This window comes from Chitinophaga ginsengisegetis (genome assembly GCF_900168065.1).
Lineage (GTDB): Bacteria > Bacteroidota > Bacteroidia > Chitinophagales > Chitinophagaceae > Chitinophaga > Chitinophaga ginsengisegetis.
The window spans coordinates 485,418-511,985 of record NZ_FUZZ01000004.1; the positions used below are offsets into that span (position 1 = coordinate 485,418).

The following is a 26,568-nucleotide window of genomic DNA, read 5'->3' on the forward strand; positions in this document are numbered from 1 at the left end:
ACAATGTTAGCGGTAGCCCATCATTGAAAAAGGATATTATTCCTGCGGCTTTTGTTAACCGGATGTTCTATTTCCCATTTCTCGGAAAAATATTTACCACACTCTTTGAGATATTTATAATACAGGTATTCTGTTTCAAAACTCAGCAGCAGTTCATAGCTGGGCCTGTATTCTACCATGAAAACCTCCAGCGCCGGCGATTGCAGCCCGGTGATCTTCTGTACCAGTGCTTTATTAAAACGGTGATCGATGTACTTCTCGCGTTCTTCCCGTTCCAGGAAGCGCCTGAAGTTTTCCATCCGCTTAATTTTTTTCATGCTGAATAGCGCATCCAGGTTAATGCCGGCGCCCATTCCACTGCCGCCACTGGTAAGGTACTCCGGCGAATAGTCGAACACTTTGCGGTATTCGTTTCGGAACTCCGCGGAATCCTGCCCGTAGCTGCGCGGCCGCGCGGCGGATACTTCTACTTCACGTAAAGAATGAATATCTACATGCAGGCTCATGTCGAACGTGCGGTTAACCGGGATCTCTTTTACGGCAAATTTCATAGTGGCTTTCCCCTGGTAAGAGAAACTGATGGAATCACTGACAGGCAATATAATGGTGTAATGACCCGCGGAATCAGTAACAGTACCGGCCCCGGAATTGCTCTTCACACTTACACCCGCCATCCCGAAACGGGCCGTACGGTCGTATACAGTACCGCGAACCCGCACCTGCCCGGTGGACACCAGGTGAAGCGAGACGAATACTATCAATATAAATATCCTTTGTAAAAATTTGCTCATTTCCATCTCAATCTAAGACAGGATAGAAACATAAGCAAGCGTAGCCTCAATTATTAACAATTTTCTATGTTTTAATGATGCAGGTTGCCATGCTTTGCTATTAGCAATCCTATCGTATATTTGGCAGGAAAATTGACCCAAAGCACCCAAAAAAAAGTAAACCAGGCTTATGTACGAAGTAAACCCACTGACAGATGCGCTGAAAAGAGGCAACCTGTCAGCAGCAAAAGAACGGATCGATCAAGGTGAAAAATTACCCAAAGACCTTTCATCTTACGACAAAAAACAAATCTATGATACACTCATCAGGGCTAAAGCCTTTGAACTCATCGATACCCTGGTAAAAGACCGGATCATAGAAACGGATATTTACGAGTATGAAAAATTTGATGAGACGATCTTCCCCAGCCTGTTCAGATACCTGGGCACTGAGCCGGCAGACCTGGACTTTCTTACTTCCTTCGTTGGAAAACTGGATAATATTAACGATGCCCTCCAGGATAAAACACTGTTAAGCGTTGCCTTTGACAACTCCGCTCCCATTGAACATATTAAAATACTGGTAGCCGCTGGCTGTAATGTTCATTACAAAGATAATTACGATCAAAACTACCTGTATAAGATCGTCCGCGAGTATGCCATCAAGGAAGATAAAGGCGTGGCTTACCTGGAATATCTTATCGGCGAAGGATTAGACCCCAATGCAGGAAATATTGTACAGGAAACGCCGCTGCATCTGGCCATCAGTAAATGGCAGGAAAAATATATAGACCTGCTCCTGCAAAACGGCGCAGACCTGAATCAGCCGGGAAAGGACGGCGAAACAGCTTTCTATGCGGCCATTGTACACCAGGTGTGTAATGCAGAACGGTATGAAAAGCTGGCCGCCTATGCTCCCGTGGATTTCGATATTGCCAACAAAAACGGGGAAACCGTTTTTTGCGGCGCTATGCGTATGCGCAGACAAGGCTCTCCATCGGAAGTACAGCTGCTGAAAGCATTGATCCGCGACGGCGCCGATATTTACCAGACCTCTCCCTACTATGCAAAAGACAAAGCAGCGCTGGACTGGATCGCGGAACACGCCGCGGATGTTTTACAGGCAGTGCTGGAAACAGGTGCGATAGAAATTGACCGCCGGGATAACGAAGGCAATACCCTTCTTCATAAAGTATGCGCCTACAATGTAAACTATGAACAGGAAGCGGCCAGGCAACTTTACCGCAAGGCAAAACTGCTGATAGAACACGGGGCAGATGTAAATGCCACCAACGATCTCGATCAGCGGCCAATAGACCTTGCCGGTCAGGATAACCTGAAATCAAAAACAGTAGAGTTACTTTTAAAAAATAAAGCGTAGTACCATGTCCATGTCTTTTATTATTGCCTGTGAAAGTGGCAAACGTAAAATAGCAGAAATTTTACTTGCCAACAACGAGGTAGATGTTGCCTATACCGATGAGAAAGGAAGGACTGCCCTGCATTACGCTGCGCATCACGGTTACCTGGATATTGCAAAGCTGTTACTGGACGCCGGTGCGGATCTCGACTACGAAGATCATAATGGCGAAACACCCTTTTACTTTTCCTGTCTGCAAAAACAAAAACAAACCGCGCTGTTCCTGCTGGAAAAAGGCGCCCGCATTGATATCAACGATCTCCAGGGAAACAGCCTGTTACACCTCACTGCTAAAACCGGTCAGAAGGAACTGGTAGAAAAACTCCTGGAAAAAGGCGTTACTGTTGACCTGGAAAACAACCAGGCCGAAACGCCTTTGCTCATTGCCTCTGCCTGGCGCAATAAAGAAGTGGTGCAAACGCTCATTGATCATGGCGCGGATGTGAATACTACCAATAAAGCCGGCGACAGCCCCCTCATAGTGGCGGTGCGGTCCAAAAACCTGGCAATGGCCGATGCGCTGATTCAGAATAATGCCAACGTAAACCATACCAATCACGCGGGGGAATCGGCACTGCTGATCGCCTGCTATGATACCAACCGGGCGCTCACCAACCTGCTTGTACAGCATGGCGCCGATGTGCTGATCACTTCTAAAAATGGTCTTTCCCCGATCTGGTACGCCTGCGCCAATAATCAAAAAGAGATTGTCACCCTCTTCCTGGATAAGGGCATTGATGTTAATTTCAGTCAGCCGCTCTCCGCAGATACCGCCAGTATGAACAGCTACCTGGATTGGGTGGAAAGCGCTTCCAGTCTTTCTATGGACAGCGCCTTTACCCTCAATCACACCTATAGCTACGGTGGCGAAAGCCTGTTACATGTAGCCGCTAAAAATGGCCATCTCAGCATGGTAAAGCTGTTGCTGGAACGCGGGGCCAATGTAAATATCCAGGATGAATCAGGGAATACCGCCCTGCATTACGCCGCTTCCAATGGTAAAAAGGATATCGTGAAATACCTGCTGGAACAACATGCAGATGTATCTGTTGTTAATACTAAAGAACAAAAGGCCATTGATTACGCCTCCATAAAAGGCTATAATGAAATTGCCGCCCTGTTGCTCAGTTATAATTCTCCCGAAGCAAAAGTCCCGAAAAACGAGGCAACTCCGGCCAGTGCGCCTGCCGGGAAAAGCATGGCAGATAAGAAACAAGCCTTACTGGATCTGAAAGAGCTGCTGGATGCAGGCATTCTTTCTGTCGCTGAATTTGACGAAGAGAAGGCGAAGATATTAAAAGGGTAATTCCATTCCGGCGCTCCTTCCACCAGGAGCGCCTGTTGTTTCCGGACCATCGCCCAATTTAAGCGGGCTCATAAAAAATAACTACCTTTAGCGCGTAACCATAACCGCTATATATCTCCGGAACGCTATGCGCAATGCTTTCGTAAAAAAAACAGCTATAAAGACATTGAAAATTATTTCAATATCAATTGCTGCAATCTTTCTTTTATTGTTCTTGCTCCCCGTTCTTTTTCCAACGGCCATCTCCAATAAAATAAAAACATGGACGAATAACAGTATTACCGGGGACCTGAACTTCTCCCGCGCGCGGCTGTCGTTTTTCAACCACTTCCCCTCGCTGACGCTTACCCTTTACGATTTTAGCTTAAAGGGCGCCGCTCCTTTTAAACAGGATACCCTGATAGCCGCCAACGAGGTGGCACTCGGCGTGAACCTTTCCAGCATCTTTTCCAGCGCCATTAACATCGATGAAATTTACCTGACCCGGGGAGATATCCATGTACTGGTAGATGCGGAAGGGCATCCCAATTATAATGTATACAAATCCGCGCCAGCCACCGCCGCCAGCAAGGCCGACAGCGGCAGCGCCTCCCTGAAAATAGAACGCATACAGCTGGAAAACTGCAACATCATTTATGACGACCAGTCGCTGCCCATGTACATCCAGGCCAAAGATGTGAACTATACCGGTAAAGGCGATCTGAGCAAAGCACAGTTCGACCTGCACTCACGGGTACGCATCGGCGCCTTTGATCTTACCTATGCGGGGACCTCCTATATCCTGTCGAAGAAATTAAACGGAGAACTGATCACCAAGATCAACACCAACTCCCTTGACCTGATTTTTGAGAAGAATGACCTGAAGCTGAATGAGCTGCCGGTACGACTAAACGGCTCCTTCGGATTCCTGAAAAACGGCTACCGGATGGATTTTCGCCTTAGTTCGATGGAATCCAGCCTGCATGCCATTTTCAGCGCACTCCCCGCGGAATACGTTACCTGGATGGATAAAACAGACATACAGGGAACTGCCGATGTGAATGCCAGCCTGATCGGGCAATACATCGCGGAAACCAACACCATGCCCGATGTAACCTTCAATATGAAAGTAAGGGAAGGTGTCATCACCAACGATAAAGCCCCTGCACCCATAAAGCACCTCTTCCTCAATTTCCAGTCGAGACTGCCACAACTCAATATGGATAGTCTTTATATCAATGTGGATTCTATCTTCTTTAATATTGATAAAGATTATTTCAGCTCCGTGATCCGTGTACAGGGACTTACCACACCCGACATTCACGTAAAGCTGAATACCGACATCGACCTGGAAAAATGGAACAAGGCAATAGGCGGACAATCTTTCGACATGAAAGGCAGGCTGCAGGCGCACCTGCAGGCCGATGGCAGGTATGCCAAAGGCGTTGTATACCGCGGCTTCCGCAAGCAGGCGGATACGGTGATCACCAGTGTTCCCGCATTCAGCCTGAAATCCACCCTGCGGAATGGCTACTTCAAATTTACCTCCATGCCGCAGGCGCTCAATAATATCAGCTTCAATGTGGACGCCGGCTGCCCGGATAACGACTACGCACATACGTACCTCAACATTGCCGACATCAATGCGGATATGCTGAGTAACTATATCAAAGGTTTCTTCCGGCTTCACAATGCCCAGGAACCGGTGGTTGATGCACAGCTCGCGTCTGTACTGCACCTCGGCGATATCAAACAGTTTTATAAAATGGACAGCCTGGATGTGACCGGCGATCTGAATATCAACATCGTCACCAAAGGCAGTTATGTACCGGCAAAAAGACTGTTTCCCGTTACCACCGCCAAACTGGCCATGAATAACGGTACCGTACAAACGAAATACTACCCCCATCCTATTCAGAAAATAAATGTGGATGCCACCATTACCAATACCACCGGCACCATGCGTTCCTTACAGGTAGATCTCAAACCGGTAGCCTTTGAGTTTGAAGGACAACCCTTCATGCTAAAGGCCGATCTCAATAACTTTGATGATCTCCGGTATAATATTACTTCCAACGGTATCATCGACCTCGGCAAAATATATAAGGTGTTTGCATTACAAGGCTACGATGTACAGGGCTTTATAAAAACCGACCTCTCGCTGCGCGGCACGCAAAGCGACGCCACCGCCGGCAGGTACAGTAAATTAAACAATAAAGGCTCGCTGGTGGTAAAGAACATTATTCTAACCGCCGAACTATTCCCGCTGCCATTCAATATTAAAAACGGTGTTTTCCGTTTCGACCAGGACAAAATGTGGTTCGATCAGTTTAATGCCAGCTATGGCAAATCGGTTATTACACTGAATGGCTTTCTCAGTAATGTAATCGGTTATGCTACGCTGAAAAATCAAACGCTGCATGGTACATTCGATCTGAAAAGCAACTACATCCTGGTGGATGAACTGATGGTGAACGGCGACACGAAAACCGCCGGCAAACCCGCCACTACGCCCAGCGGCGTTGTAATGGTACCCGCCAACCTGGCGCTGGTACTGAATGCAGCCGTGAATAAAATAAACTTCCAGGGCATCGCCATCGACAGCTTCCGCGGGCAGCTTAATGTAGACAGCAACAAAGTACGCCTGAGCAAAACGGGCTTCTCTATTATTGGCGCACCGGTAGAAATGGAAGCCACGTATGTAAGTATTCAGCCTAAGAAAGCCACGTTCGACTATCACATCAACGCAAAAGAATTTGATATAAAACGGGCATACAACGAAATAAAGATCTTTCATGATATCGCCTCTTCCGCCGCCAGTGCCAGCGGCATAGTGGGGCTCGATTACCAGCTTAGCGGCAAGCTGGATGAAAACATGCACCCGGTGTACCCTTCCCTGAAAGGAGAAGGCGTACTGTCAGTAAAGAAAATAAAGATGAAAGGCTTTAAACTGTTCAATGCCGTGAGCAGCTCCACCGGCAAAGATGATGTGAAAGATCCCGACCTCTCTAAAATAGATATTAAGTCGACCATCAATAATAATATCATCACCATTGCCAGAACAAAAATGCGGGTAGCCGGCTTCCGCCCCCGCTTTGAGGGACAGGTTAGTCTTGACGGAAAACTGAACCTGAAGGGCCGCCTCGGACTGCCGCCGTTTGGCATCTTCGGTATACCCTTCAACGTTACCGGCACGCAGAGCAATCCAAAAGTGCAGCTACGCAGGGGTTCCGGAAAAGATAACCTCGACGAAACGGCCGATCCTGATGAGACGCAAAATTGATTTTCCGGTGGCAAAAAGTATTACTACCTTGCCGCCCGAATATCTATACCATGAAACGTTTATATCTTTTTATCTGCTGTGCCATGACCCTGGCATTGGAATTATGCAGCAGCGCCAGTTTTGCGCAGAAATTCCTGGAAAACAACGAAAGCTATTACAGCACCGGCTATTACTACCTGCCTGATTCCACAAAGATAAGCGGGCTTATTAAATACACCTTTCTGCAGCCAGGCTATTTCCGGTTTAAAGAATCATTGACAGCTAAAGCGGTTACCATCACCGCCGATGAGTGCATCGGATTTCACGAAGATGGAGACAAGGCAGATTTCGAAACACTTTCAAATGTAAAAATCCCTGCCGGGCTGACAAACAGGAAATTATCCAAATGCTTTGCTGAATTGCGTATTGCCGGAAACCTGAACTTATATCTTGTTTATTTTGAAAAATCCAAACCAGGCTTTAGCACCGCGGTTGCTCCCGGAATAAGTGTAGGCACCAGTTCTGTGGCAGGCGGCCCGCCGCGGGTAGCAACATCCCGCTATATGCTGAAGAAGAAAAATTCAGATGTTGTTCAGGAAGTCCCCAAAAAGGCAAAACAGTTTCGGAAGGAAATCGCCGCGTTCCTATCTGACAAGCCTGGTATTGTTGATTTCATTAACAGTCACGACTATACGGACGATGAGATTGAAATGGTAGTACAGGCATACAATCACAGTAAATAAATAAACTTACCTGCTAACCAGGTATCTATAACTATTTAAATCGCAATTACTGTCCGCTTCCGGACAGTAATTGTTCAATTATAAACTGCCTTGCTTGTTCTCTTTAAAGATCCGTGCAAGTTCTTCCTGGAGGTGATCTTCCCGGAGATTTTGCGCAATGATTTTACCGGAGGGATCAATCAGGAAATTAGCAGGAATGGAGCGGATGCCGTATTGTTGCGCCACCACGTTATCCCACCCTTTGAGATCCGACACCTGTGGCCAGGTCAGCTGATCAGTTTCTATTGCCTTCAGCCAGGCGTCTTTCTGGCCGGGCATGTCCAGCGATACGCCCAATACAGTAAACCCTTTCTCTTTGTATTTATTGTAGGCTTTCAGTACGTTGGGGTTTTCTTTCCGGCAGGGGCCACACCAGCTGGCCCAGAAATCAAGCAATACATAGTTGCCCCTGAACGAGGAGAGCTTCACGGCTTTGCCATCGGGAGCGTACTGTGTAAAGTCGGGAGCCAGTTTGCCCATTTCTGTATTTGCCCTGGAGGCGAGTAACACCGGGATTCTTTTTCCCAGGGGAGAATTTTTCAGATGAGGGACCAGGCCTTCATATGCCTTCCCTGCTGCTGCGGCCATTCCCGGATGGGCGGCTGCCTGGGTAAGACTCACCAAGCTGAGATAAGATGCCGGGTGCTTTTGGGCAAACTCCAGGTGAATCTGGTACGACTCCGTAAGCAGCTGGTTTTCGCGCGCTACGAAAGCATCATATACTTTTTTGTCTTTCTGTTGAGCTTCCGGCAGCGCTTCAAATTCTTTTGTCAGCGCGGCAAACTGTTCATCGTTTTTTTTCAGCATGGACCGAAGCACAGCCTGCTGATCGTTTACAGGCGAGCCTTTGATCACAATGTTCTTCAGTGAATCACGGGATTCCACGGTAAAGGTGGCGGGTTCCAGGTATAGCCTCACGTAGTCCATTTGCTGGCCGGCTGCCAGTCGCTGCACATAGGGATTTTGATTAAGGAATAAACTGGTGTAAACCGGGTATTCCAGTTTTCCCCTGAAAACAAAGCGGCCATCTGTCACCATGGTGGAATCTGTGATCCGTTGATCTTCCACCTGATAAACAAGATAAATTTTGTCGCCATTATGCAAACCATCTACCTTTCCGTTCAGCTCAAAGTGATCCTGGGCCTGGAGTGAAAGGGGATATACACCGATAAGCAACAATAATAATTTACGCATAGGATTGCATTTTAACGTTTATAGGTAACCGGTAGTTTGTTATGAAACCGGAAATGTAAGTCGTAAGTCGCGGCTACCAGCCTGTTCTATCTGAACAGCTGCCGGATGCCCGCCAGGTGATGATCATCATGTTCTGCCACAAAATAAGCCAGGTCGATGATCCGCATGGGCGTTTTCAGGCGCGGGTGCAACGCTGATTTTGTCAGCTGCTCATCGTTCAGGCTCCAGAGACGGATGACCAGCTGTTGCCGTTGTTCCCGGAACTGTTGCAGCAATACAGGGGCGGGTGTTGCGTTATGATTGGCAGTATGTGTTTTCTGGTTGGTTAAATCTGCTACTCTCAGTTCTGTGGCGCCGTTGATAAGATCTTCCAAACGGCCAAGCCATAGCGGTTCCATATCTGCAAGATGTCCTGTTTCTTCATTGATACTCCACTTCTCCCCTGTTTTTATAATTAGTAATTCAGGAGATGTTGTGCGGATGATCTCCTCCAAGCGGGCGGGCGTTCCGCTAAGCCGTTCAATAATACCTGGCAGTATGCCGTTATCTTCAATAACGGGAAATATCCTGCTGAACCATTCTGTTCTTTTCATTACTATCTGTTTACTTAACTTAAAAATAATGATTATAAGTGATTTCTATAGAAAAATAAACAACTATCAAACATTGCTATATCCCGTTAGGAATGCTAATAATATTTTTTAATGATGAATATTCTTATTAATTTCATCACCGTGAAAATAACCATATATGAAACCCAGAAAACCCGGATCCTTTTTCATTGATCATTTATTGTTATAGTTGTTAACCGCCGGGCATTCCCTGCCTGTACGCTGTTATACTAATTCATTTCCATACAAATCGTTAAAAGCCTGCTGATGCACCGTCGTGGGCTGCTAAGCTTATATCCTGCAGGATTATCAGGTAACTATTTATTTATTCTTCATCCTCAAAATTTAATCAAATGGGGCTTATCGTTTTTTATGAAGGCAACAATGCCACCCAGAACATTGTACAAACAGTAGAAGACATTCCCGGCCAGGATTTCAAGCCGGTACAGAATGACGAGATCCGCTCTCTAAGGCTTTATGGTGTAAGACCAGGTTGCGTCATCAAGGTATATGATTCACCGGACGGCTCTACGAACGATGATTTCTGCATTATTAATGTAAAAAGGGATTCGCCGGAGTATACGGTGGGTACTTTTGAACGAAGCTATGAAGACGAATATGCGGTGGTAACGTTTATACGGAACAATGGCCTTGATGGCAAGGTGTCGCGTATAAAAATAAACTGATGAATGAAAACAGCCGGCTCTCCATATCAGGGCCGGCTGTTTCTTTAGAAATTTCTACTCCTCCTCAAATCACACTTCCAATTATAAAATACCTGCTGATCCCTTGAGTTGCTCAATGCTTTTGCTGAACAAAAGTTGGTAATTCAAATAAAGTTTGTAATTTAGTAGTCGCAACTACTAAACTTGATATAATGTCAAATCCAACACAACTCTCCTTTGTTTCACTCCAGGTGAGTGATCTCGACGTATCCGGAAAATTCTATACCGGAATTTTGAATTTTAAGCCGGTTTTAAAATCGCCGCCCGACGCAATAGTATTTGAACAAAAAAATGGTGCGGCATTCGCTATCAGAAAGCCTATGATTGAACTTTCCAAAGCAAACCTGCTTGGCTGGGGAGTAGCCCTGTGGTTTGCAATAGGCGACCTGGACACATTTTTGGAGACAAACAGGGAGAAAATTTCTATTGTCAAGGATATCCATCCTACGCCGTTTGGAAGAATCCTCGTTATATCCGATCCTGATGGCTATTCAATTACATTACAGGAAACAAAAGAAGGTTGATAGTATGGATAAACAAAATCAGATATTCTCCTATGTAGAACCAGAAGAAAACAGCGGGTACCTGCTTTGGCAGGTGACCATGCAATGGCAGTTAAGCATGAACAGGGCACTTGGAAAGATGGAACTCACGCTAACTCAATTTTCTTTAATGGCAGGTCTTTACTGGTTAAGTAGAAAAGAAAAAACAGTTACCCAGCAGCAATTGGCGGATTACGCTAATACCGATAAAATGATGACTTCTAAAGTATTAATGGCTTTAGAAAAAAAACAGATCATAAAAAGGGTAAAAGATCCTGTCGACAGTCGCGCGAAACAATTAAAAATTACCAGCAAAGGCACACAAATACTAAAAGAGGCTTATCATATCGTTGAACAGGTAGATGCCGTATTTTTCAAAAATGTGATAAAAGATAAAGCGACATTCGATCATTTACTTATGAGATTAATAAAGTAGATAACGCTGAATGAGATAACTGCTAGTAGGTTTCCCCTGTATATGCCACGGCATCATCTGCCGGTGGATGAAATTCCTTTTCGCTTTTTGCAATAACGATCGTAGCCACGCCATTACCGATGATATTAGTGATGGCGCGCGCTTCGCTCATAAATTTATCTACCCCCAACAGGAAAGCAAGCCCTTCTACCGGAATTTTATGAATAGCCGTAAGTGTGGAAGCCAATACAATAAACCCGCTGCCGGTTACTCCTGCGGCGCCTTTCGAGGTAACCATCAGTATGCCTATAATAGTGAGGATTTCCCCGATAGTGAGATGTACGTCATACAGCTGTGCAATAAAAATAACTGACATCGACAGGTAAATAGAGGTACCATCCAGGTTAAAGGAATAGCCGGTTGGCACTACCAGTCCTACTACCGATTTACTGCAACCCATTTTCTCCAGCTTCAGCATAATAGAAGGTAAAGCCGATTCTGAAGAGGAAGTGCCCAGCACCAGTAAAAGCTCTTCCCTGATATATTTAAGAAAACGCAGGATGCTCATTTTATAGTACTTCAAAATACCGCCGAGTACCAGGAAAATAAAAACGGCCATCGTCAGGTATACAGTGCCCATTAACTTGGCCAATGGTACCAATGTATGCAAACCGAACTTCCCAACGGTATAGGCCATTCCTCCGAAAGCGCCCAGCGGAGCCAGGTACATCACATACTTCAGTGCCTTGAAAACCAGTTTGGACAGTTTACCCAGGCCCCTGATCACCACCAGCCGGTATTTCGAGTAATTGAGCAATACCCCGATGATGATAGCGGCTACCAATACCTGCAGCGTTATATTATTCAGGAAGAAGGAAAGCCAGTCGAAACTTTTTGCTGCACCGGAAGTATATTTGGAAGCATTTTCAATTTGCAGGCTCGACTTATCAATTTTTCCCGGCTTGATCAATAATGCCATCAGCACACCGGCGGCCAGTGAAATGGTGGAAACTACCTCAAAATAAAGAAGCGATTTAACACCAATACGCCCCACTTTTTTCAGATCGTCCATTCCGCTGATGCCCAAAACAATGGTCAGGAAAATAATCGGCGCAATAAACAGCTTGATAATATCAATAAAGGTTTTTCCTATGATTTCCATCTTCACACCGGTGGCCGGCGCCAGGCTGCCCAGTAATACGCCGGCGATAATGGCGATGAGCACCCAGAAGGTAAGATTGGTAAAGATCCTGATGTGTAAACTCCGTTTCACAGCTGCTTCCGGCTTGTACGAGGCTATATCTTCGTGCATGGGTTCGATCGATTTTCGTTGAAATTCCCGTCAAGTAACGAAATTTTAGCCGCTTATTTTAGCATGGGTCATATATTTATTTTATTGGATTTGGTTGCTCCATATTTATAACCCGCCGGTTTCAATAATGGAAATGATCTGTTGCCGTGCCTGTTTGGATTCAGGTAAGTTAATGAGCATCCAGTCGTGAACCATTCCCGGATATTCCACATAAATAAACTGTACATCTTCCGGATCGATCATTTTCTTCAGTTTACGCGCGTCTGCCACCAGGATTTCCCGGGTCCCTACAAAAACAGAGATGTGCTCCAATCCCTTAAATGAACCATAGATAGGGCTAAGCAGGTAGTGATCCAGCGGCGCATTGCCGGCATAAATCCTACCGGCCTGTAAAAGCCCTTCCAGCCCCATAAAGGGGTCCTCCGTAACAATTTCGTGTATTTCAGGGTTACTGAGACTGATATCCAGCCACGGCGAAAGCAGGATCAGCTGCCCCGGCTGCGGCAGTTGTTCTTTTACCAATAACTGGCATAAAGCCAATGCCAGGCCGCCTCCTGAAGAATCGCCCATCACAATCAGGTCTTCCTTTGCTACTTTTTCAAGTAATTCTTTGTAAAGCGCCAGGATCATATTAAATGTATCCTCAAAGGTAAAGTCCGGCGCCAACGGGTAGTCCGGCGCTGAAATGGTGCAATGTGTAGCGGCTACTAATTCAGTCATAAATGACCAGTGATGAGAGGTAAAGCGCTGTACATAAGCGCCTCCATGCAGATACAAGATATGCTTACGCCCTCTCCCGGCACGGGATTGCAGGGTAAAAACAGGATGCCCGTTTACCAGGCGTTTATCCACTATACAAAATTTGTATACCTTAGTGGTTGGTTCCGGGCTACTATAGAAATTTTGCCTGCCTGTGGCCAGCAGCGTTTTTAAAAAATGCTTCTTCCCGATTAACCGGAGAAAAAAAGCGAATAATTTACTGTGTATACTGGCCAAATTGATCAGTTTAAATATGACAGCGGTGTTACCGGCATAATGTTTTACAATCGGTAAGGTATGCCTAATATTCAGACAAACGACTTCTGGCTCCGCCTGGATAATGCAGCAAAAATTTATCCGGCTATTAAGGATAAAGAGTTGACCTCTGTTTTCCGCGTAGCTGTTGTATTAAAAGACCGGGTTAAGGTAAAGGCCATGCTGGAAGCCGTTAATGAAATTGAGAACCGTTTCCCCTACTACAAAGTAACACTTAAAGCAGGCTTTTTCTGGTATTACCTGGAACAGCAGCAAGGCCCCATCCCTGTAGAGGCAGATTTGCAAACACCCTGCCGCGCCTTCAAAAAACGGGAACTGATGTTCCGCATACTGGTAAAGGAAAACAAAATCAGCGTTGAATTTTCTCATATCCTGACAGATGGCACCGGCGCATTTGAATTTCTGAAGACACTGTTACTGGTGTATTTTGAAAAATGCTGCATTCCACTTGCAGATAAACCAGTGTTTTACGACCCCGGGGAAAAGCCGGCGCCGGAAGAATATGAAGATGCCTATAGCAGGTATTTTAAAAAGATTGATGCACCGCATATAAAAACGCCCGGCGCCTTTCATGTTCCCTTCTCTTTAAAAGGAAAACCGAGATTCAGTGTGCTTACAGCCATCATGCCCATAGCCCAGCTTTCCCAAAAGGCAAAGGCGCTGGGAGTGAGCCTTACCGTATATCTCACCGCTGTTTATCTTCATGCACTCCAACAAATTCATGAGCAGCAACCCCGGCTAAAAAAGAATATTAACAGGAAGATACTACGTATTGAAGTACCGCTGAACCTGCGTAAGTTGTATCCCACGCAGACTATGAGAAACTTCTCCCTATATATACTTCCACAGATTGATCTCCGGCTGGGACATTACACCTTTGAGGAGATCGTTAAAACAGTATATCACCAGATGCAACTGGAAACCGACCAGAAGCTGATCAATAAAATGATTTCACGCAATGTGGGCGGTGAACGCAATACGCTTGTCAGAAACATCCCGCTTTTCCTGAAATCATTGTTCCTTTCCAGGTTGTATATTATTAGCACAAAACAATACAGTGGTGTGGTCACCAACCTGGGGAAGATAGACCTGGGCACAGCTGCCAATCACCTGATAGAGCAGTTTATATTTATAGCGCCGCCACCCAACAAAGTGTTGAGAGTAAATTGCGGCGTTGCCGGGTTTGGCGACAACCTCGTATTAAGCTTTGGTAATATCACTACTTCCAAAGAACTGGAAAGATATTTTCTGACATTTTTGACGCATCAGGGTATCGCTGTTAAAATAATAAATTCATGACCGTATGAAATACTGTAATAACTGTGGCGTAATACTGGAAGATGATATGCAGATATGTCCGTTGTGTGGTTATGAGGCCGGTACAAACAGCGCCAGCCCGGAGCCGGTAGTATCGCAACCGGCTGCAACGCTCACCAGGCAACAAAAGAAACTGGTGTGGGAAATTGTATCCCTGGTGCTGATTTCCTCCATTATAGCAGCGTTGCTCATCAATCTTATTGTAAATAAAACAATTTCGTGGTCAGAATACCCGGTAGCTGTTTGTCTTACTATTTTCTCGTATGTTTCTTTCTTTGCCTTCTGGTCTGGTAGCAGCGCGGCCCGTATGCTGGGAGGATTTATCACTTCAGCAGTGCTTTTGTTGCTGCTGGATACGTTTACCGGTGGCCTCAGCTGGGCGGCCACTATAGCGATTCCTGTATTACTGGTAGCCAGTCTTATTACCGCCATTTTCCTAAGCATCACCCGGCATACGGTTTCCAAAGGGGTAAATCTTATTGCCTATGCGTTTATTGGCAGCGCGGTATTATGCGTAGCTATTGAAGGCATACTGTCGTTTTGCCACACCAGGACGATCCGGCTGGAATGGAGCCTCATTGTTTGTTTATGCGTGCTGTTGGTGGCTATTGCTTTATTATTCCTCCACTTCCGGTTAAAGAAAGGCAGGAGCCTGGAAAAAACTTTTCACCGGTAATTACAGTTTATAAACCTCGCTGCCTGCCAGCAGGAAACAGCCCAGTCCATAATCTTCAAAGTCGGGGACTTTATCAAAGGTAACAGGCTGACCATCCTTAGGTTCCTTACCGGTGCCCTGCACATACCCCAATCGTCCATCTTTATCGATACAATTTTCCAGGAGGGCATTCCATGCTTTCCGGACAATGGGCAGATAGGTTTTCTTATCGATCAGCCTGTGATTAATGCCCCAGGCCATTCCGTATACGAACAGCGAGGTGCCGGTTAATTCCATTCCGCCATAGTTATCCGCATCATGCAAACTTACATTCCAAAAGCCATCCGGACGCTGAATGGGGACCAGGGCTTTTAACATATCCCGGTAATCCTGCAGGTATTCCGCGTAATGCGGATCGGTGGCGGGAAGCAGGTCCAGCGTGCGCACCAGCGCTGCTACTACCCAGCCATTGCCCCTGCTCCAGTAGCAGTCTTCCCCGTTTGGCGCTGTATAGGGAGGAACAAAGTCTTTGTCTCTCCACCACAGGTGATCCGCCGGGTTATAAAGACCTTTACCGCCATGATTATATTTCGTGTAGGCGTACATGGTATACATCCTGTTAAAATAGCTGGTATCTTTATAAACCACTCCCAGCCGGGTGTACACGGGCATTGCCATTTGCAGCGCATCAATCCACCACCAGTCGTCCACCTGCTGAGAGGCTTTCATATTATCCATAGCGGCTTTGATATCACGTATGCGTTCTTCTTTTTTGTCGATGAGATAGAGATCGATATAGGTTTGGCCGCAGCATTGATTGTCCGCGTTCCGTACCTCTGTGCCGCCCCAAAGCCCCCACTGATGGCTTTCGCCCCAGGCAACGGCATAATCGTAGTAAGCGGCTTGTTTGTCGATGTTGTACAGCGCCATCAGCCCTTCGTAATAAACGGCCCGGGTCCAGAGATTCGACGGGCGCTCTTTATTGGTAAAAGTAGGCTTGCCCGGATCGGGCCATTTCTGCATAAAATACTGATTGGTGAGGCGCATGGCCGTCAGTACGTCTTTCTTTGCCGGAATCGTTTGTGCAAAGGCAATCTGGCTGATAAAGCATATCGCAATAAACAGGTTTTTCATACGTGGTAATCTATTTAAGAGTCTTCTGACGGGTTAGTATAACTGTCAATTTAACAATTAAAAACAACACCAGCGCGTTTTTCCGGTCATTTTTTTTACGGTCTGGTATGGGGATTGTTGTAAGTTTGATCCATAAGTTCACCGTATAAATTCTTCCCCATATGAAACAAAGTGCCGGTATTTTGCTTCTTCGTTCTGCGGACAACGGGCCTGAGTTTTTCCTGGTACATCCGGGCGGACCTTTTTTTGCGAGGAAAGACGCCGGCTGGTGGACGGTTCCCAAAGGAGAAATTATGCCTGGAGAAGATCCGCTAAATACTGCGGTCAGGGAGTTTGAAGAAGAAACCGGTTATAAGCCGGCTCCTCCTTTCACCCGGCTTACCTCCATTACACAAAAAGGTGGCAAGCAGGTACATTGCTGGGCCGCCTTCGGCAACCCCGATCCTGCGAAAATAGTAAGCAATACATTTGAAATAGAGTGGCCGCCTAAAAGCGGGAAACATAAAACCTATCCTGAAATAGATAAGGCCGGTTGGTTTACCTCGCAGGAAGCCGTAAAGCTGATTAATGAAAAACAGGTGCCGTTTTTGGAAGAAGTATTGCAGTTGGGATTTACGGCCTTATAAAGCCCGCCGGGCTTCGTTGTTTATACGATAGTATTGAGCACCCCTCCATCTGCGCGAAGCGCGGCCCCGTTTGTAGCTACCGACAAAGGACTGGCAAGATAAGCCACCAGGCTGGCGATTTCAGACGGATCAATAAACCGTTGCAATAGTGAGTTTGGAATCAGTGTTTTAACAAGACCGGCCTTCACCTGCTCCACGCTGCAGTTTTGTGCTTCCGCAATTTGTTGTACTGTACCAGCCACGCCTTCGGAGTAAGTGGGACCTCCGAGGATAGTATTTACCGTAACCCCGGTATTTTTAGTCAGCTCGGCAAGACCACGGCTCACAGCCAGCATGGCGGTTTTAGTGGTGCCGTAATGGATCATATTTCCCGGAACATGGATACCGGATTCACTGCTGATGAAAACAATTCTGCCCTGGTTCTTCTCCAGCATTTTGGGTAACAATCGCCTCGACAAGCGGATACCACTCAATACATTGATCTCAAAAATTCTCAGCCAGTCTTCATCCCGGATATCCGCAAATTCTTTCAGTTCAAATATGCCAACATTGTTTATTAAAATATCGATATCCGGAAGCGCGTCCAATAGCCTGTTCACTTCCGCTTCGCTGCCAAAGTCAGCTGCTATACCGGAAACTTTTGCTGCCGGTATTTCTTTCTTCAGCTTTTCCACTGCCATAGCCACCTTCTCCGGTGTTCTTCCGTTGATAACCACCGCCGCTCCTTCCTGCAATAATAATCTGGCAATGGCAAAGCCAATGCCCTGTGTTGATCCGCTGACAAAAGCTGTTTTTGATGTTAACTGTAAATCCATGCGTGTGTTGTTATTTTAATGGCGAAGAAATTATATTTTGTGCTGATCATTACAAAAATCAGTAAAAAAAATCAGCGGAGGATTTCCAGCTGCATTTCAATTTGTTTAAGGAGTATTTTATTATCAGGATACATACGCCTGGTAACGTTTAACCCGTTCCAGAGTGTAACCAGGTAACGGCCCAGGATCACCGGGTCGGTTTGATTTTGCATGGTGCCGTTTTTCTGTGCACGGCGGATGGCTTTGGTGTAAAGCTGCTCTACTTCTTTGAGGATAGTTACGGCTTCTTCTTCGAGGTCTTTATCAAGAGAGGCCATTTCCACCACGGTATTAACGATTATACAGCCCTGCAGGTGCGTTTCCCGGTCGGCCCGGGCCATACTGCGAAAGAAATCCCTGATCAGCTCCATGGGTGCATCACTTTGGTTAAGCGCGGTTTCAAACTCCCTGAATGCCTCCCGGCGCTGCTGAATGGCTTTCCGGAACAGTTCCTTCTTTCCACCTTTAAAAGCATTATAAAAACTTCCGCTGCCCATACCCATCGCGGTGAGTATATCCTCCAGGGAAGTAGCGGTATATCCTTTTGTCCAAAACACTTTCTGCGCCTTCTTCAGCACGTCTTTGTCGTCATATATGGCCGGTCGTCCTCTCATACAATAACAATTTTGTATTAATCACTACAAAAATAGATATTTTATCGAAACTACCATCCTTCTCTCTAAAATTTTAATGTTTGAAATATTTCCACAGGTAAGCAGCAACGTTTTTAATTAACACCTGCGCTTCGTTATCATCTGTCCACCGTTGATCTTTATTATTTTTGGTACCCACGTAAAAAACATATTCCCCGCGTGGTTCGTTTACCAGTATCACTTCAGACCTGGACGCATCCAGTGAACCGGTTTTATGCGCGGCCTGTACATAAGGCGGAATAGCCGACAGCCCCGTTTCATCGTAGTAACCGTGGGTCATTAACCGGTACATTCTTTCGGAAGCGGCTTTGCTGATCACCTCCCCATTACGGATTTTCACCAGCAGGGTAGCCATTTCGCGGGGGGTAGTCATGCCCCAGCCGTATACCTTCCAGATCTCCGCGCGCCCGGGAGTGCGGGAATTCACCCGCGTAACCGCAAGCCCATACTGCTCCATCAGCTCATTAATACGCTGCCCCCCTCCTGCCAGCGACTGGTTCCAGATGGACGCGGTATTATCGCTGTAAGACATCATCAGCGCCAGCAATACACTCAATTCCGTAGCGGTGCTGTCTTTAAAGAACTGCATCAGCCCCGATCCGCCATATTTAATAGAATCCCGGTAAATCAACGGCTGATGATACTTCAGCTCGCCTTTCTCAATTTTATCAAACACGCCCACGAGGATTGGAATTTTCACAATGCTGGCCGTAGGGAAAATAGTGTCGGCATTGATAGCTGCATACCTGCCGGTTCTCAGGTTCTTCACATAGATCCCCACATCGCCATGAAACCCGGTGATGATATCTTTCAACCCCTTTTCAAGTTTATGGTCTTCCTGCGAAAAAGCAAGTACAGGAGTCAATATCAGTAACAGCAACCATTTGTGCATATAAGGAAATGTTTGCTTTAAGTTATAAAACCCTTTTGAAAACAACTAATCACCCGTAACAATTGTAACAATCATCCAGGAAACACGTCCTGATGCCTTATTCTTTAAGCTTTATGCCTTTTGTACTATAAAAATGGCAGAAATACCCCCGGAAGATTTCACAAATTGCCACCCTGTTTAATAAGTTTATGGACTATTTTTGAGACGTTGATGAGCATTCCAAAAGAATGCTACCTCTTTACAAATACGGCACCATCAAAAAGAAAAGCTATTAAACATAAAACTGTTAGTTATGAAAACAAAAAAGATCTGGGCCAATTTCGGTGTTCAGGATTTGGAACGAACCACTACATTCTATAAACAACTTGGATTTAAATCAAACGGAGCGTCGGAGCAACTGACCAGCTTCTTCTTTGGTGAAGAAAACTTTATCATCCATTTCTTTTTGAAGGATGTACTTGAACCTGCCATGATGGGACCAATCATTGATACCAAAGCAGGGAATGAAATTATATTTACTCTTTCTGCTGATACCAAGGAAGAGGTTAATAATTGGGAGAAAGAAGTACAGCAGGCCGGCGGAACAATTGTTTCCAGGCCGGAAGAGTTTGGAAAGGGTTACTATGGTTTCGTGTTTGCTGACCCTGATGGCCATAAGTTCAATGTATTTCACATGTAATATCAATATTGGCAAACGCCGCCGGATTTGAAAACTTTTTCTTACCTTAATGAAGTATCCCTCAAAAGTAAACCATCTGCTATGAACCAAGCAAATAGCAAATCATCCTCCAATCAATCTCAGGGGCGTTCTGTTGCCGGAAACCTCGCCGGATCAGGCGGCATATCCCTGCCGGCAGTATCCACCCAATTTCCAGCACAACAAGTAGTTCAGCGTGTGTATGACGGCTCCCGGAGTATGGAGGATAAAAAAGTGAAGGATCTCCTCAAAGAACTGGGTGAAATGTTTGAAGGATTGCATAATGAACGTTCTGAAGAATACAAGAAATTTAAGAAGATGATCGAATCAGGAAAAGATTATGATCAAATGGAAATCACTAACGTACTATTGGGAGAGGCTACGATAGAAGAAGAGAAAGAAAAGCATAACAGCTCTGACGAGGAGGAAGAGGAAGACTGGGGCGAAGAAGGTGAAGAAAACGAGGACTGGCAAGAAGAAGAGCAGGACTTTGATGATTACCAGGAACCCGTAGAAAAAGAGAAAGAAAGCAGTAAAGCGGAATTGAAGGATGAAGGGGAAAAATTTGTCATTGAAAAACCCATCACCACTGATTTTAAAGCGGTGGTACTTTGGGCAGGTACTCAGCTAACAGAATTTCAGATAACAGCCATCAAAAACGCCGCAACAGGCCATTCCGACCCCGGTGTTGATCAGGGAGGTGCAGAGGGATGGTCAAAGACCGTGTTTAGTAAAGTAAAATTTGATCAGGATGACCTGATTAACAACTTTCACAAGGGAAACGTCAAAGAAAGCGGGGTACAACAGGCCGTGGAACAGGAAAGCATACATGCTAAACAAATAAACGACATCGTTAAAATATTAGGCGCCCTGGGAGCGCATGTACAGGTATTCCGTCCCGCTGATAACCTTTTGATCCGACGGGAAAATCCCTATATTCAAAATAGCTGGATACCATATGCAGGGGATTTTTCCAATGTTCAGCCATTTATTGACAAATCCGCTAAAACGATCCTCGTTACTGTCGGGCATGGATTCCCTACGGGCAGAACCAACTTCCCGGCACAAGGCATGCTGCTGCAATCCGAAATCCAGCAAAAATTAAAGCTCCGGTCAGACGGGAATGCGGTCATGTATATTCCCTTACAGTGCTATCCCGGCATGGCTGTTAGGGAAGGCTCAAAGATAGGCTGGCATTCCAAAAGTATTCCCTCCGACCAGGTATCCAGTGATGGCGAAATGCGGCAATGGGTAGAGCGGCAATTATTAAAAGAAGTATACCAATGGTTGGGAGGTTAAAGATTACTAAGTTCAAGCGCTTCCTTACTATACTTTAAATAGGTAACACGCGCTTTAGCTCCTGTTTCGTAACGATAATAATCAGCTTTCTTAACCGGAATTCTGAATTTCTCACCTTTATGCCGTCCTGCAAAAGTGAGCATATATTCGTCATTTTCTGTTTTGTGACGGCTGATAATTACGCTTGACAGTTTGTTTTTCCCATGTCTGATATCTTTCTCCCAATTCTTTTTGAAATTTCTGAATGTCAACCAGACAATTAAATAGAAGAAGCTGAACATGGCAAATCCTGCAAAAACAAACAACACATAGTATCGGAAATTGATTAATTCGTTTTGTATAAAATAATAAGCAATCGCCATTATCAAAAGTGTACCGGCCATCAAAATACCTGTTGTATTCTTAAAAAATTCTCTCCGTTGCTTATCAATGTGTGCTATCTCTTCATCACTTAAAGGAATGTTCTCTTGTAATACTATTTGTAAATAGTCAATGGGGATATTAGTCATGTAGTGTTAATTCAGGTTTGCCTGTATGGTCGCTTATCTGTCCTGAAATAAAGATACATAAAGTTTCTAAAGTGAGCATTTTCAATAATTGCGCACATAAGATATACCCGATACTTCCCGGATGCCTCGGCGATACGTCGGACCTGGATACCTCATGGACTATCCATGCACTATCTATACTGTTCCCATGCACTCCTCATGCACTCCTCATGCACTATTGATGCACTATCCATGCACTATCCCCCCTTCATATGGGTGAGATCGCTTTCTCGTACTCCTGTTTCGTTAACCGGTATTGATAAACGGTTTTATAAACATCATCTACTTTATACTGGTCTACCAGCTCTCCTTCTTTTACCAGGCCGTTATTGATTAAAGTCCTTTCCGATGCACGGTTATCTGTAAAAACAGTAGCAAAAATTTTATGGAGATGCAGGGTTCCGAATCCAAATTTCAGGACTTCTTTCACCGCTTCCGTCATCAGTCCTTTGCCCCAGAATGGCTCCCCGATCCAGTAGCCTAATTCGGCATGGTTATGCCGGGTATCGATACGCAATCCTATTGCACCAATAAACTCGCTGAGTTCTTTTAAATTAATAGCAAAAACCACCCGTTCTCCGCTCGCATAGGCTTTTATCGCAAGATCTATCCAAAACGCCGCGTCTTCCTCTTTATAGGGATACGTGATATTCAATATATTTTCGGAGATCTTCTTGTTATTGGCATACCTGACTAAGGCGTTCAGGTCATCCGTGGCTACTTTTCGCAGTTTTAACCTGTTGGTATACAGCTCAGGAAATGTTTTCATAGTGGTACTTACCTGTTACAGTGTGCAAATATAGCAGATATGCGTTTACATTTTTTCGTATTTTCTGATAGAAAAATGAAGGCCCGAAGGATTCCTGGTACCCCCTTCACCCGTTTTAAATAAAATCACGTCTCTAATAGATATCAAATGCTACGTTATGAAGCTAATTCCACCCAAATGGAGTCCTTTCCTGCAAGGACTGCTGCTCTTCTTTTGGCTTAACCAGCCGGTTGTTTTTGCGCAGGGGCAGAAACAGGTAACCCTGAAAAGCGGGAATGCCGCCATCAGCCTGGCAGACATCTTCAAAGCCATCCGGCAGCAAACCGGTTACACCGTTTTTTACAACAACCTTATCCTGAACGATAAGGAAAAAATGAGAGTGGACTTCAACAGAAGCGATTTACCAACCGTACTTAATACAGTATTGAAAGATAAAAATATCGAGTGGACATTTAACGATACTTATATTATTCTGAAGAAGAAAGATAATGCCGCTTCACCTTCTCCTAAACAGGAAAAGCTGCAGGGCCGGGTTACAGACGATACCGGCCAGCCCTTAGCCAGGGCGTCGGTGCGGATTAAAAACACTACCGCAGCGGCGCTTACAGATGCCAACGGCAATTTCTCCATCGCCCTGCCGGAACCCTCCGGCATTTTACAGATCGGCTTTATCGGGTATGAACCGCTGGAAGTACCGGTTAACGACCTGCGCTTCCAGGATATAAAACTAAAGCCCTCCAATAGCGGCCTTAATGAAGTAATTGTGATCGGCTATGGCACCACCACCCGCAGGGACCTCACCGGATCCGTAGGCAAGGCCAATGTGGAAGATATGCAGAAAGCCCCCGTAGCCTCTTTCGACCAGGCACTGGCCGGGCGCATTGCCGGCATGGAAGTAAGCTCCAACGACGGGCAGCCGGGCGCGGCCTCCAAAATTGTGGTAAGAGGAAGCTCCGTGAGCCAGGATGGTTCTCCCCTGTTTGTAATAGATGGCTTTCCCATTGAAAACATGGATATCAACTCCATCAACCCTAATGATATCGCCTCCCTGGAAGTACTGAAAGATGCGTCTTCTATCGCCATTTACGGTGCAAGAGGCGCCAACGGCGTTATCATCATCAATACAAAAAGAGGCAAACCCGGACCGCCAAGAGTTACTTACAGCTATGCGCTGGGCATGCAGCAAATCACAAAGAAAATGGAAATGCTCAGTCCCTACGAATTTGTAAAACTGCAGCTCGAACTGGACAGCGTGGCAAGTACCCCCGGCACACCCGTTAATACCAATGCGCGCATCTACCTCGATCCGGCACATGGCATTACGCTTGACTCCTACAAGAACAATCCCGGGTACGACTGGCAGGACCTCCTGGTGCGAACCGGGCTTACACAAAGCCACTCCCTGAATATCAGCGCGGGTACGGCAGATACGCGGTACTCCATCAGCGGCTCCTACTACGATCAGAAAGGAATTATCATCAACACCGGCCTGAAAAGATATGACGGCAAATTCACGCTCGATCAACGGCTGAATAAAAACCTCCGGATGGGCATCACCGCCGGGTATTCCAATTCTTCTTCCTATGGCACCATACCCGCCGCAGCTGCCAGTGGCGGCGTAGTACAGGGTATGTGGCAATACCGGCCCGTTTCCGGTGTGGGTAACCAGGATCTGCTCAATGAGGTGATCGACAGCCTCGCGCTGGAAGACTTCAACAACGGCACTTCCACTGCTACCCTGGGAAACAACCTGGTAAACCCATTGCTGCAGGCGCAGAACGAATACCGGAAAAACATCAACAACACCGGTACTATTAATGCTTTTATCGAATATACTTTCCTGAAGAAGTTCAGGTTGAAGATCTCCGGCGGCTATAACGCCACCAACCTGAAGTCTGAAACCTTCTATAATTCACAAACCCAACAGGGCAATTTATTTAAGAACAAAGCAGGTGCAATACCTAATGTGAACGGCATTAACGGTACTATCAACAATCAGCTGAACAGTAATTATCTCAGTGAAAATATCCTGAACTATAAAACTACTATCGGGAAAAAACATGTGATTGATGCGCTGGCAGGTTTCACTTATCAATACGCCACAAACAACTATACCGGTTTCAGATCCATCAATGTGCCACAGTCGACCGAATACCTGGGCATTAAAAGCATTGGCGGCGGCACCGCCGCTTCACCCAATGCAGGCGGTTCGCGCTGGCAACTGTTCTCATTCTTAGGCCGTCTGAATTATGCCTATGAAGATAAATACCTGTTCACCGCCACTGCACGGTCCGATGGTTCTTCAAAATTTGCGGCAGGCAAACAATGGGGATACTTTCCCTCCGGCGCCTTTGCCTGGAGGTTTACGGAAGAGTCTTTCGCAGCAGGCTTGCGGTCGATACTAAATGATGGTAAGTTCCGGGCCAGTTACGGCAGCGTGGGCAACAACAAAGTGGGCGACTTCAGCTACCTGGCTACACTGGCCGGCGGCACACAGTTCGGCTATCCGTTCAACAACTCCTATACGAGAGGTACCGTACCTTTTGGAAACGGTAACGCCAACCTCACCTGGGAAACCACTACAGAACTGGATCTTGGACTGAACCTCAGCTTCTTCAACGACCGCATCTCTATAGATGCTGATTACTACAACCGGGAAACAAAAAACTTCCTGCTGCTGGTGCAAATTCCTTACTTCGCCGGTTATAGTATCACTTCTTTCAATACCCAATACCAGAACACCGGGGAAATCAGCAATAAAGGTTTTGAACTCACCATCAACACCATAAATATCAAAGGAAAAGACTTCAACTGGAGCAGTAGTTTCAATATCAGTTTTAATAAAGGAAAGATCGTTAAATTTTATGATGGCTTTGAAGTAATGCAAACACGTTACGATCTTCCTGGTGGCAACAGCACCACCGGCTGGATTGCCAAAGTAGATGCGCCCATCTCCCAGTTCTACGGCTACAAATGGGCCGGTGTGTACCAGTACGATGATTTTGTGAAACAAGGCAATGGCGCCTATATCCTGAAAAACGGCATACCCGGCTATTCCCCTAATATTCAGCCCGGCGATCCCAAATACAAAGATATCAACGGCGATGGCGTAGTGGACGCCAACGATCAAACAACACTGGGTAGTCCGCTCCCTATTCATACCGGTGGGTTCTCCAATAATTTTAACTACAAAAATTTCTACCTGAATATTTTCCTGCAATGGAGTTATGGCAATGAAATACTGAATGCAAACAGGATGGCCTTTGCTTCCACCGGCAGCTATTTCCCGAATGGCAACCAGTTTGCAGAATACGCCAACCGGTGGACACCAACCAATCCTACCAACGACGTGCCCAGGGCCATGTCCAACAACAAGGGCGATGCCGGCAGCTCTACGCCGAAGGTAACCTCCCGCTACATAGAAGACGGCTCCTTCCTGCGGCTCAAAACTATTTCGCTGGGGTACGACCTGCCACAGGAACTGATCCGGCGCGCAGGCTTCAAAGGATTGAGGGCATATGTGGCAGCGCAGAATATTTTCACCATCACCAAATACTCCGGCATTGATCCGGAGGTGTCGTCTTTCAGGGTGCAAAACCCTGCCAATGCACCGGGAAACACTCCCGGCGTTACCGCCACCAGCGGTACCGGCTATACGTTCCTGCAACCAAGCAGCAGTTACTCCGCCTTATCCGGCGGACTCGATTATACGGCTTATCCACGCGCATTTACACTCAGTTTTGGTATTACCGCTACTTTCTGATTCCATGT

The 26,568-nt window shown here is 46.0% G+C and carries 24 protein-coding genes; 13 read left to right on the plus strand and 11 right to left on the minus strand.

Features of this window, described 5'->3' with window-relative positions; all coding sequences use genetic code 11:
* Positions 1–20: 20 nt before the first annotated feature.
* Positions 21–761: a peptidase associated/transthyretin-like domain-containing protein gene (locus B5Z18_RS24675; RefSeq protein ID WP_143313681.1), complete on the minus strand. Its 741-nt coding sequence runs from the start codon at positions 759–761 to the stop codon at positions 21–23.
* 199 nt (positions 762–960) lie between these two features.
* Here B5Z18_RS24675 and B5Z18_RS24680 point away from each other — a divergent pair, with 199 nt between their 5' ends.
* The 4 genes from B5Z18_RS24680 to B5Z18_RS24695 all read left to right on the plus strand — a co-directional run bounded on the left by B5Z18_RS24680 (position 961) and on the right by B5Z18_RS24695 (position 7,480).
* Positions 961–2,151, plus strand: a complete 1,191-nt coding sequence (locus B5Z18_RS24680) for an ankyrin repeat domain-containing protein (RefSeq protein WP_079472192.1) — start codon at positions 961–963, stop codon at positions 2,149–2,151.
* A 4-nt stretch (positions 2,152–2,155) separates the two neighbouring features.
* Positions 2,156–3,496 carry an ankyrin repeat domain-containing protein gene (locus B5Z18_RS24685; protein ID WP_079472193.1) on the plus strand — a complete coding sequence of 447 codons (1,341 nt, stop codon included), beginning with the start codon at positions 2,156–2,158 and terminating at the stop codon, positions 3,494–3,496.
* 127 nt (positions 3,497–3,623) lie between these two features.
* Positions 3,624–6,758 carry an AsmA family protein gene (locus tag B5Z18_RS24690; protein ID WP_079472194.1) on the plus strand — a complete coding sequence of 1,045 codons (3,135 nt, stop codon included), beginning with the start codon at positions 3,624–3,626 and terminating at the stop codon, positions 6,756–6,758.
* Positions 6,759–6,808: 50 nt separating this feature from the next.
* Positions 6,809–7,480, plus strand: a complete 672-nt coding sequence (locus B5Z18_RS24695; protein WP_079472195.1) for a hypothetical protein — start codon at positions 6,809–6,811, stop codon at positions 7,478–7,480.
* Between the two features lie 78 nt (positions 7,481–7,558).
* Here the strand turns inward: B5Z18_RS24695 and B5Z18_RS24700 are convergent, their stop codons facing one another.
* Both B5Z18_RS24700 and B5Z18_RS24705 read right to left on the minus strand, forming a co-directional pair.
* Positions 7,559–8,713 carry a TlpA disulfide reductase family protein gene (locus B5Z18_RS24700; protein WP_079472196.1) on the minus strand — a complete coding sequence of 385 codons (1,155 nt, stop codon included), beginning with the start codon at positions 8,711–8,713 and terminating at the stop codon, positions 7,559–7,561.
* An 86-nt stretch (positions 8,714–8,799) separates the two neighbouring features.
* Positions 8,800–9,306 carry a DinB family protein gene (locus B5Z18_RS24705; RefSeq protein WP_079472197.1) on the minus strand — a complete coding sequence of 169 codons (507 nt, stop codon included), beginning with the start codon at positions 9,304–9,306 and terminating at the stop codon, positions 8,800–8,802.
* Between the two features lie 371 nt (positions 9,307–9,677).
* Between B5Z18_RS24705 and B5Z18_RS24710 the strand changes: the two genes are divergently transcribed.
* From B5Z18_RS24710 to B5Z18_RS24720, 3 genes are all read left to right on the plus strand, one after another.
* Entirely contained in the window at positions 9,678–10,010 is a 333-nt protein-coding gene (locus B5Z18_RS24710; protein WP_079472198.1) for a hypothetical protein, read from the plus strand.
* A 191-nt stretch (positions 10,011–10,201) separates the two neighbouring features.
* On the plus strand, positions 10,202–10,573 hold the full coding sequence (locus tag B5Z18_RS24715) for a VOC family protein (protein WP_079472199.1): 372 nt from the start codon (positions 10,202–10,204) through the stop codon (positions 10,571–10,573).
* Positions 10,533–11,027: a MarR family winged helix-turn-helix transcriptional regulator gene (locus B5Z18_RS24720; RefSeq protein ID WP_079472200.1), complete on the plus strand. Its 495-nt coding sequence runs from the start codon at positions 10,533–10,535 to the stop codon at positions 11,025–11,027. The genes B5Z18_RS24715 and B5Z18_RS24720 overlap by 41 nt, the downstream gene beginning before the upstream one ends.
* Positions 11,028–11,049: 22 nt before the next feature.
* Here the strand turns inward: B5Z18_RS24720 and B5Z18_RS24725 are convergent, their stop codons facing one another.
* Positions 11,050–12,318, minus strand: coding sequence for a cation:dicarboxylate symporter family transporter (locus tag B5Z18_RS24725; protein WP_079472201.1), 1,269 nt, complete (start codon positions 12,316–12,318; stop codon positions 11,050–11,052).
* A gap of 105 nt (positions 12,319–12,423) precedes the next feature.
* On the minus strand, positions 12,424–13,314 hold the full coding sequence (locus B5Z18_RS24730; RefSeq protein ID WP_159454417.1) for an alpha/beta hydrolase: 891 nt from the start codon (positions 13,312–13,314) through the stop codon (positions 12,424–12,426).
* Between the two features lie 60 nt (positions 13,315–13,374).
* Between B5Z18_RS24730 and B5Z18_RS24735 the strand changes: the two genes are divergently transcribed.
* The gene (locus B5Z18_RS24735; RefSeq protein WP_079472203.1) at positions 13,375–14,652 is read left to right on the plus strand and encodes a hypothetical protein; all 1,278 of its coding nucleotides are present in this window, start codon (positions 13,375–13,377) and stop codon (positions 14,650–14,652) included.
* Positions 14,653–14,656: 4 nt separating this feature from the next.
* Entirely contained in the window at positions 14,657–15,346 is a 690-nt protein-coding gene (locus B5Z18_RS24740; RefSeq protein WP_079472204.1) for a DUF6320 domain-containing protein, read from the plus strand.
* Here B5Z18_RS24740 and B5Z18_RS24745 read toward each other — a convergent pair whose 3' ends face one another.
* Complete coding sequence (locus B5Z18_RS24745) at positions 15,347–16,459, minus strand: glycoside hydrolase family 88/105 protein (protein WP_079472205.1); 1,113 nt, start codon at positions 16,457–16,459, stop codon at positions 15,347–15,349.
* Between the two features lie 161 nt (positions 16,460–16,620).
* On the opposite strand from B5Z18_RS24745, the gene B5Z18_RS24750 reads away from it, so the two are divergent.
* Entirely contained in the window at positions 16,621–17,085 is a 465-nt protein-coding gene (locus tag B5Z18_RS24750) for an NUDIX hydrolase (protein WP_079472206.1), read from the plus strand.
* Positions 17,086–17,105: 20 nt separating this feature from the next.
* On the opposite strand, the gene B5Z18_RS24755 is transcribed toward B5Z18_RS24750, so the two are convergent.
* The 3 genes from B5Z18_RS24755 to B5Z18_RS24765 form a co-directional block, all read right to left on the minus strand.
* Positions 17,106–17,900, minus strand: a complete 795-nt coding sequence (locus B5Z18_RS24755; RefSeq protein WP_079472207.1) for an SDR family NAD(P)-dependent oxidoreductase — start codon at positions 17,898–17,900, stop codon at positions 17,106–17,108.
* A gap of 71 nt (positions 17,901–17,971) precedes the next feature.
* Entirely contained in the window at positions 17,972–18,553 is a 582-nt protein-coding gene (locus tag B5Z18_RS24760) for a TetR/AcrR family transcriptional regulator (protein WP_079472208.1), read from the minus strand.
* Positions 18,554–18,626: 73 nt separating this feature from the next.
* Positions 18,627–19,484 (minus strand): serine hydrolase, encoded by an 858-nt coding sequence (locus B5Z18_RS24765; protein WP_079472209.1) that lies wholly within the window; start codon positions 19,482–19,484, stop codon positions 18,627–18,629.
* 292 nt (positions 19,485–19,776) lie between these two features.
* Between B5Z18_RS24765 and B5Z18_RS24770 the strand changes: the two genes are divergently transcribed.
* Positions 19,777–20,163 (plus strand): VOC family protein, encoded by a 387-nt coding sequence (locus B5Z18_RS24770; RefSeq protein WP_079472210.1) that lies wholly within the window; start codon positions 19,777–19,779, stop codon positions 20,161–20,163.
* Between the two features lie 81 nt (positions 20,164–20,244).
* Positions 20,245–21,480 (plus strand): hypothetical protein, encoded by a 1,236-nt coding sequence (locus B5Z18_RS24775; protein ID WP_143313682.1) that lies wholly within the window; start codon positions 20,245–20,247, stop codon positions 21,478–21,480.
* Here B5Z18_RS24775 and B5Z18_RS24780 read toward each other — a convergent pair.
* Both B5Z18_RS24780 and B5Z18_RS24785 read right to left on the minus strand, forming a co-directional pair.
* Positions 21,477–21,989 carry a hypothetical protein gene (locus B5Z18_RS24780; protein ID WP_079472212.1) on the minus strand — a complete coding sequence of 171 codons (513 nt, stop codon included), beginning with the start codon at positions 21,987–21,989 and terminating at the stop codon, positions 21,477–21,479. The genes B5Z18_RS24775 and B5Z18_RS24780 overlap by 4 nt on opposite strands.
* 247 nt (positions 21,990–22,236) lie before the next feature.
* Positions 22,237–22,797: a GNAT family N-acetyltransferase gene (locus tag B5Z18_RS24785; RefSeq protein ID WP_079472213.1), complete on the minus strand. Its 561-nt coding sequence runs from the start codon at positions 22,795–22,797 to the stop codon at positions 22,237–22,239.
* Between the two features lie 157 nt (positions 22,798–22,954).
* Between B5Z18_RS24785 and B5Z18_RS24790 the strand changes: the two genes are divergently transcribed.
* Positions 22,955–26,560: a SusC/RagA family TonB-linked outer membrane protein gene (locus B5Z18_RS24790; protein WP_079472214.1), complete on the plus strand. Its 3,606-nt coding sequence runs from the start codon at positions 22,955–22,957 to the stop codon at positions 26,558–26,560.
* Positions 26,561–26,568: the final 8 nt, after the last annotated feature.

Bases quoted from the DNA above. Each gene is read 5' to 3' on its own strand.
- B5Z18_RS24785 (WP_079472213.1), bottom strand. From the start codon at position 22,797: ATGAAAACATTTCCTGAGCTGTATACCAACAGGTTAAAACTGCGAAAA.
- B5Z18_RS24725 (WP_079472201.1), bottom strand. From the start codon at position 12,318: ATGCACGAAGATATAGCCTCGTACAAGCCGGAAGCAGCTGTGAAACGG.
- B5Z18_RS24745 (WP_079472205.1), bottom strand. From the start codon at position 16,459: ATGAAAAACCTGTTTATTGCGATATGCTTTATCAGCCAGATTGCCTTT.
- B5Z18_RS24775 (WP_143313682.1), top strand. From the start codon at position 20,245: ATGAACCAAGCAAATAGCAAATCATCCTCCAATCAATCTCAGGGGCGT.
- B5Z18_RS24760 (WP_079472208.1), bottom strand. From the start codon at position 18,553: ATGAGAGGACGACCGGCCATATATGACGACAAAGACGTGCTGAAGAAG.
- B5Z18_RS24710 (WP_079472198.1), top strand. From the start codon at position 9,678: ATGGGGCTTATCGTTTTTTATGAAGGCAACAATGCCACCCAGAACATT.
- B5Z18_RS24695 (WP_079472195.1), top strand. From the start codon at position 6,809: ATGAAACGTTTATATCTTTTTATCTGCTGTGCCATGACCCTGGCATTG.
- B5Z18_RS24690 (WP_079472194.1), top strand. From the start codon at position 3,624: ATGCGCAATGCTTTCGTAAAAAAAACAGCTATAAAGACATTGAAAATT.
- B5Z18_RS24790 (WP_079472214.1), top strand. From the start codon at position 22,955: ATGAAGCTAATTCCACCCAAATGGAGTCCTTTCCTGCAAGGACTGCTG.
- B5Z18_RS24735 (WP_079472203.1), top strand. From the start codon at position 13,375: ATGCCTAATATTCAGACAAACGACTTCTGGCTCCGCCTGGATAATGCA.
- B5Z18_RS24705 (WP_079472197.1), bottom strand. From the start codon at position 9,306: ATGAAAAGAACAGAATGGTTCAGCAGGATATTTCCCGTTATTGAAGAT.
- B5Z18_RS24740 (WP_079472204.1), top strand. From the start codon at position 14,657: ATGAAATACTGTAATAACTGTGGCGTAATACTGGAAGATGATATGCAG.
- B5Z18_RS24750 (WP_079472206.1), top strand. From the start codon at position 16,621: ATGAAACAAAGTGCCGGTATTTTGCTTCTTCGTTCTGCGGACAACGGG.
- B5Z18_RS24715 (WP_079472199.1), top strand. From the start codon at position 10,202: ATGTCAAATCCAACACAACTCTCCTTTGTTTCACTCCAGGTGAGTGAT.
- B5Z18_RS24765 (WP_079472209.1), bottom strand. From the start codon at position 19,484: ATGCACAAATGGTTGCTGTTACTGATATTGACTCCTGTACTTGCTTTT.
- B5Z18_RS24685 (WP_079472193.1), top strand. From the start codon at position 2,156: ATGTCCATGTCTTTTATTATTGCCTGTGAAAGTGGCAAACGTAAAATA.
- B5Z18_RS24780 (WP_079472212.1), bottom strand. From the start codon at position 21,989: ATGACTAATATCCCCATTGACTATTTACAAATAGTATTACAAGAGAAC.
- B5Z18_RS24720 (WP_079472200.1), top strand. From the start codon at position 10,533: ATGGCTATTCAATTACATTACAGGAAACAAAAGAAGGTTGATAGTATG.
- B5Z18_RS24755 (WP_079472207.1), bottom strand. From the start codon at position 17,900: ATGGATTTACAGTTAACATCAAAAACAGCTTTTGTCAGCGGATCAACA.
- B5Z18_RS24700 (WP_079472196.1), bottom strand. From the start codon at position 8,713: ATGCGTAAATTATTATTGTTGCTTATCGGTGTATATCCCCTTTCACTC.
- B5Z18_RS24680 (WP_079472192.1), top strand. From the start codon at position 961: ATGTACGAAGTAAACCCACTGACAGATGCGCTGAAAAGAGGCAACCTG.
- B5Z18_RS24770 (WP_079472210.1), top strand. From the start codon at position 19,777: ATGAAAACAAAAAAGATCTGGGCCAATTTCGGTGTTCAGGATTTGGAA.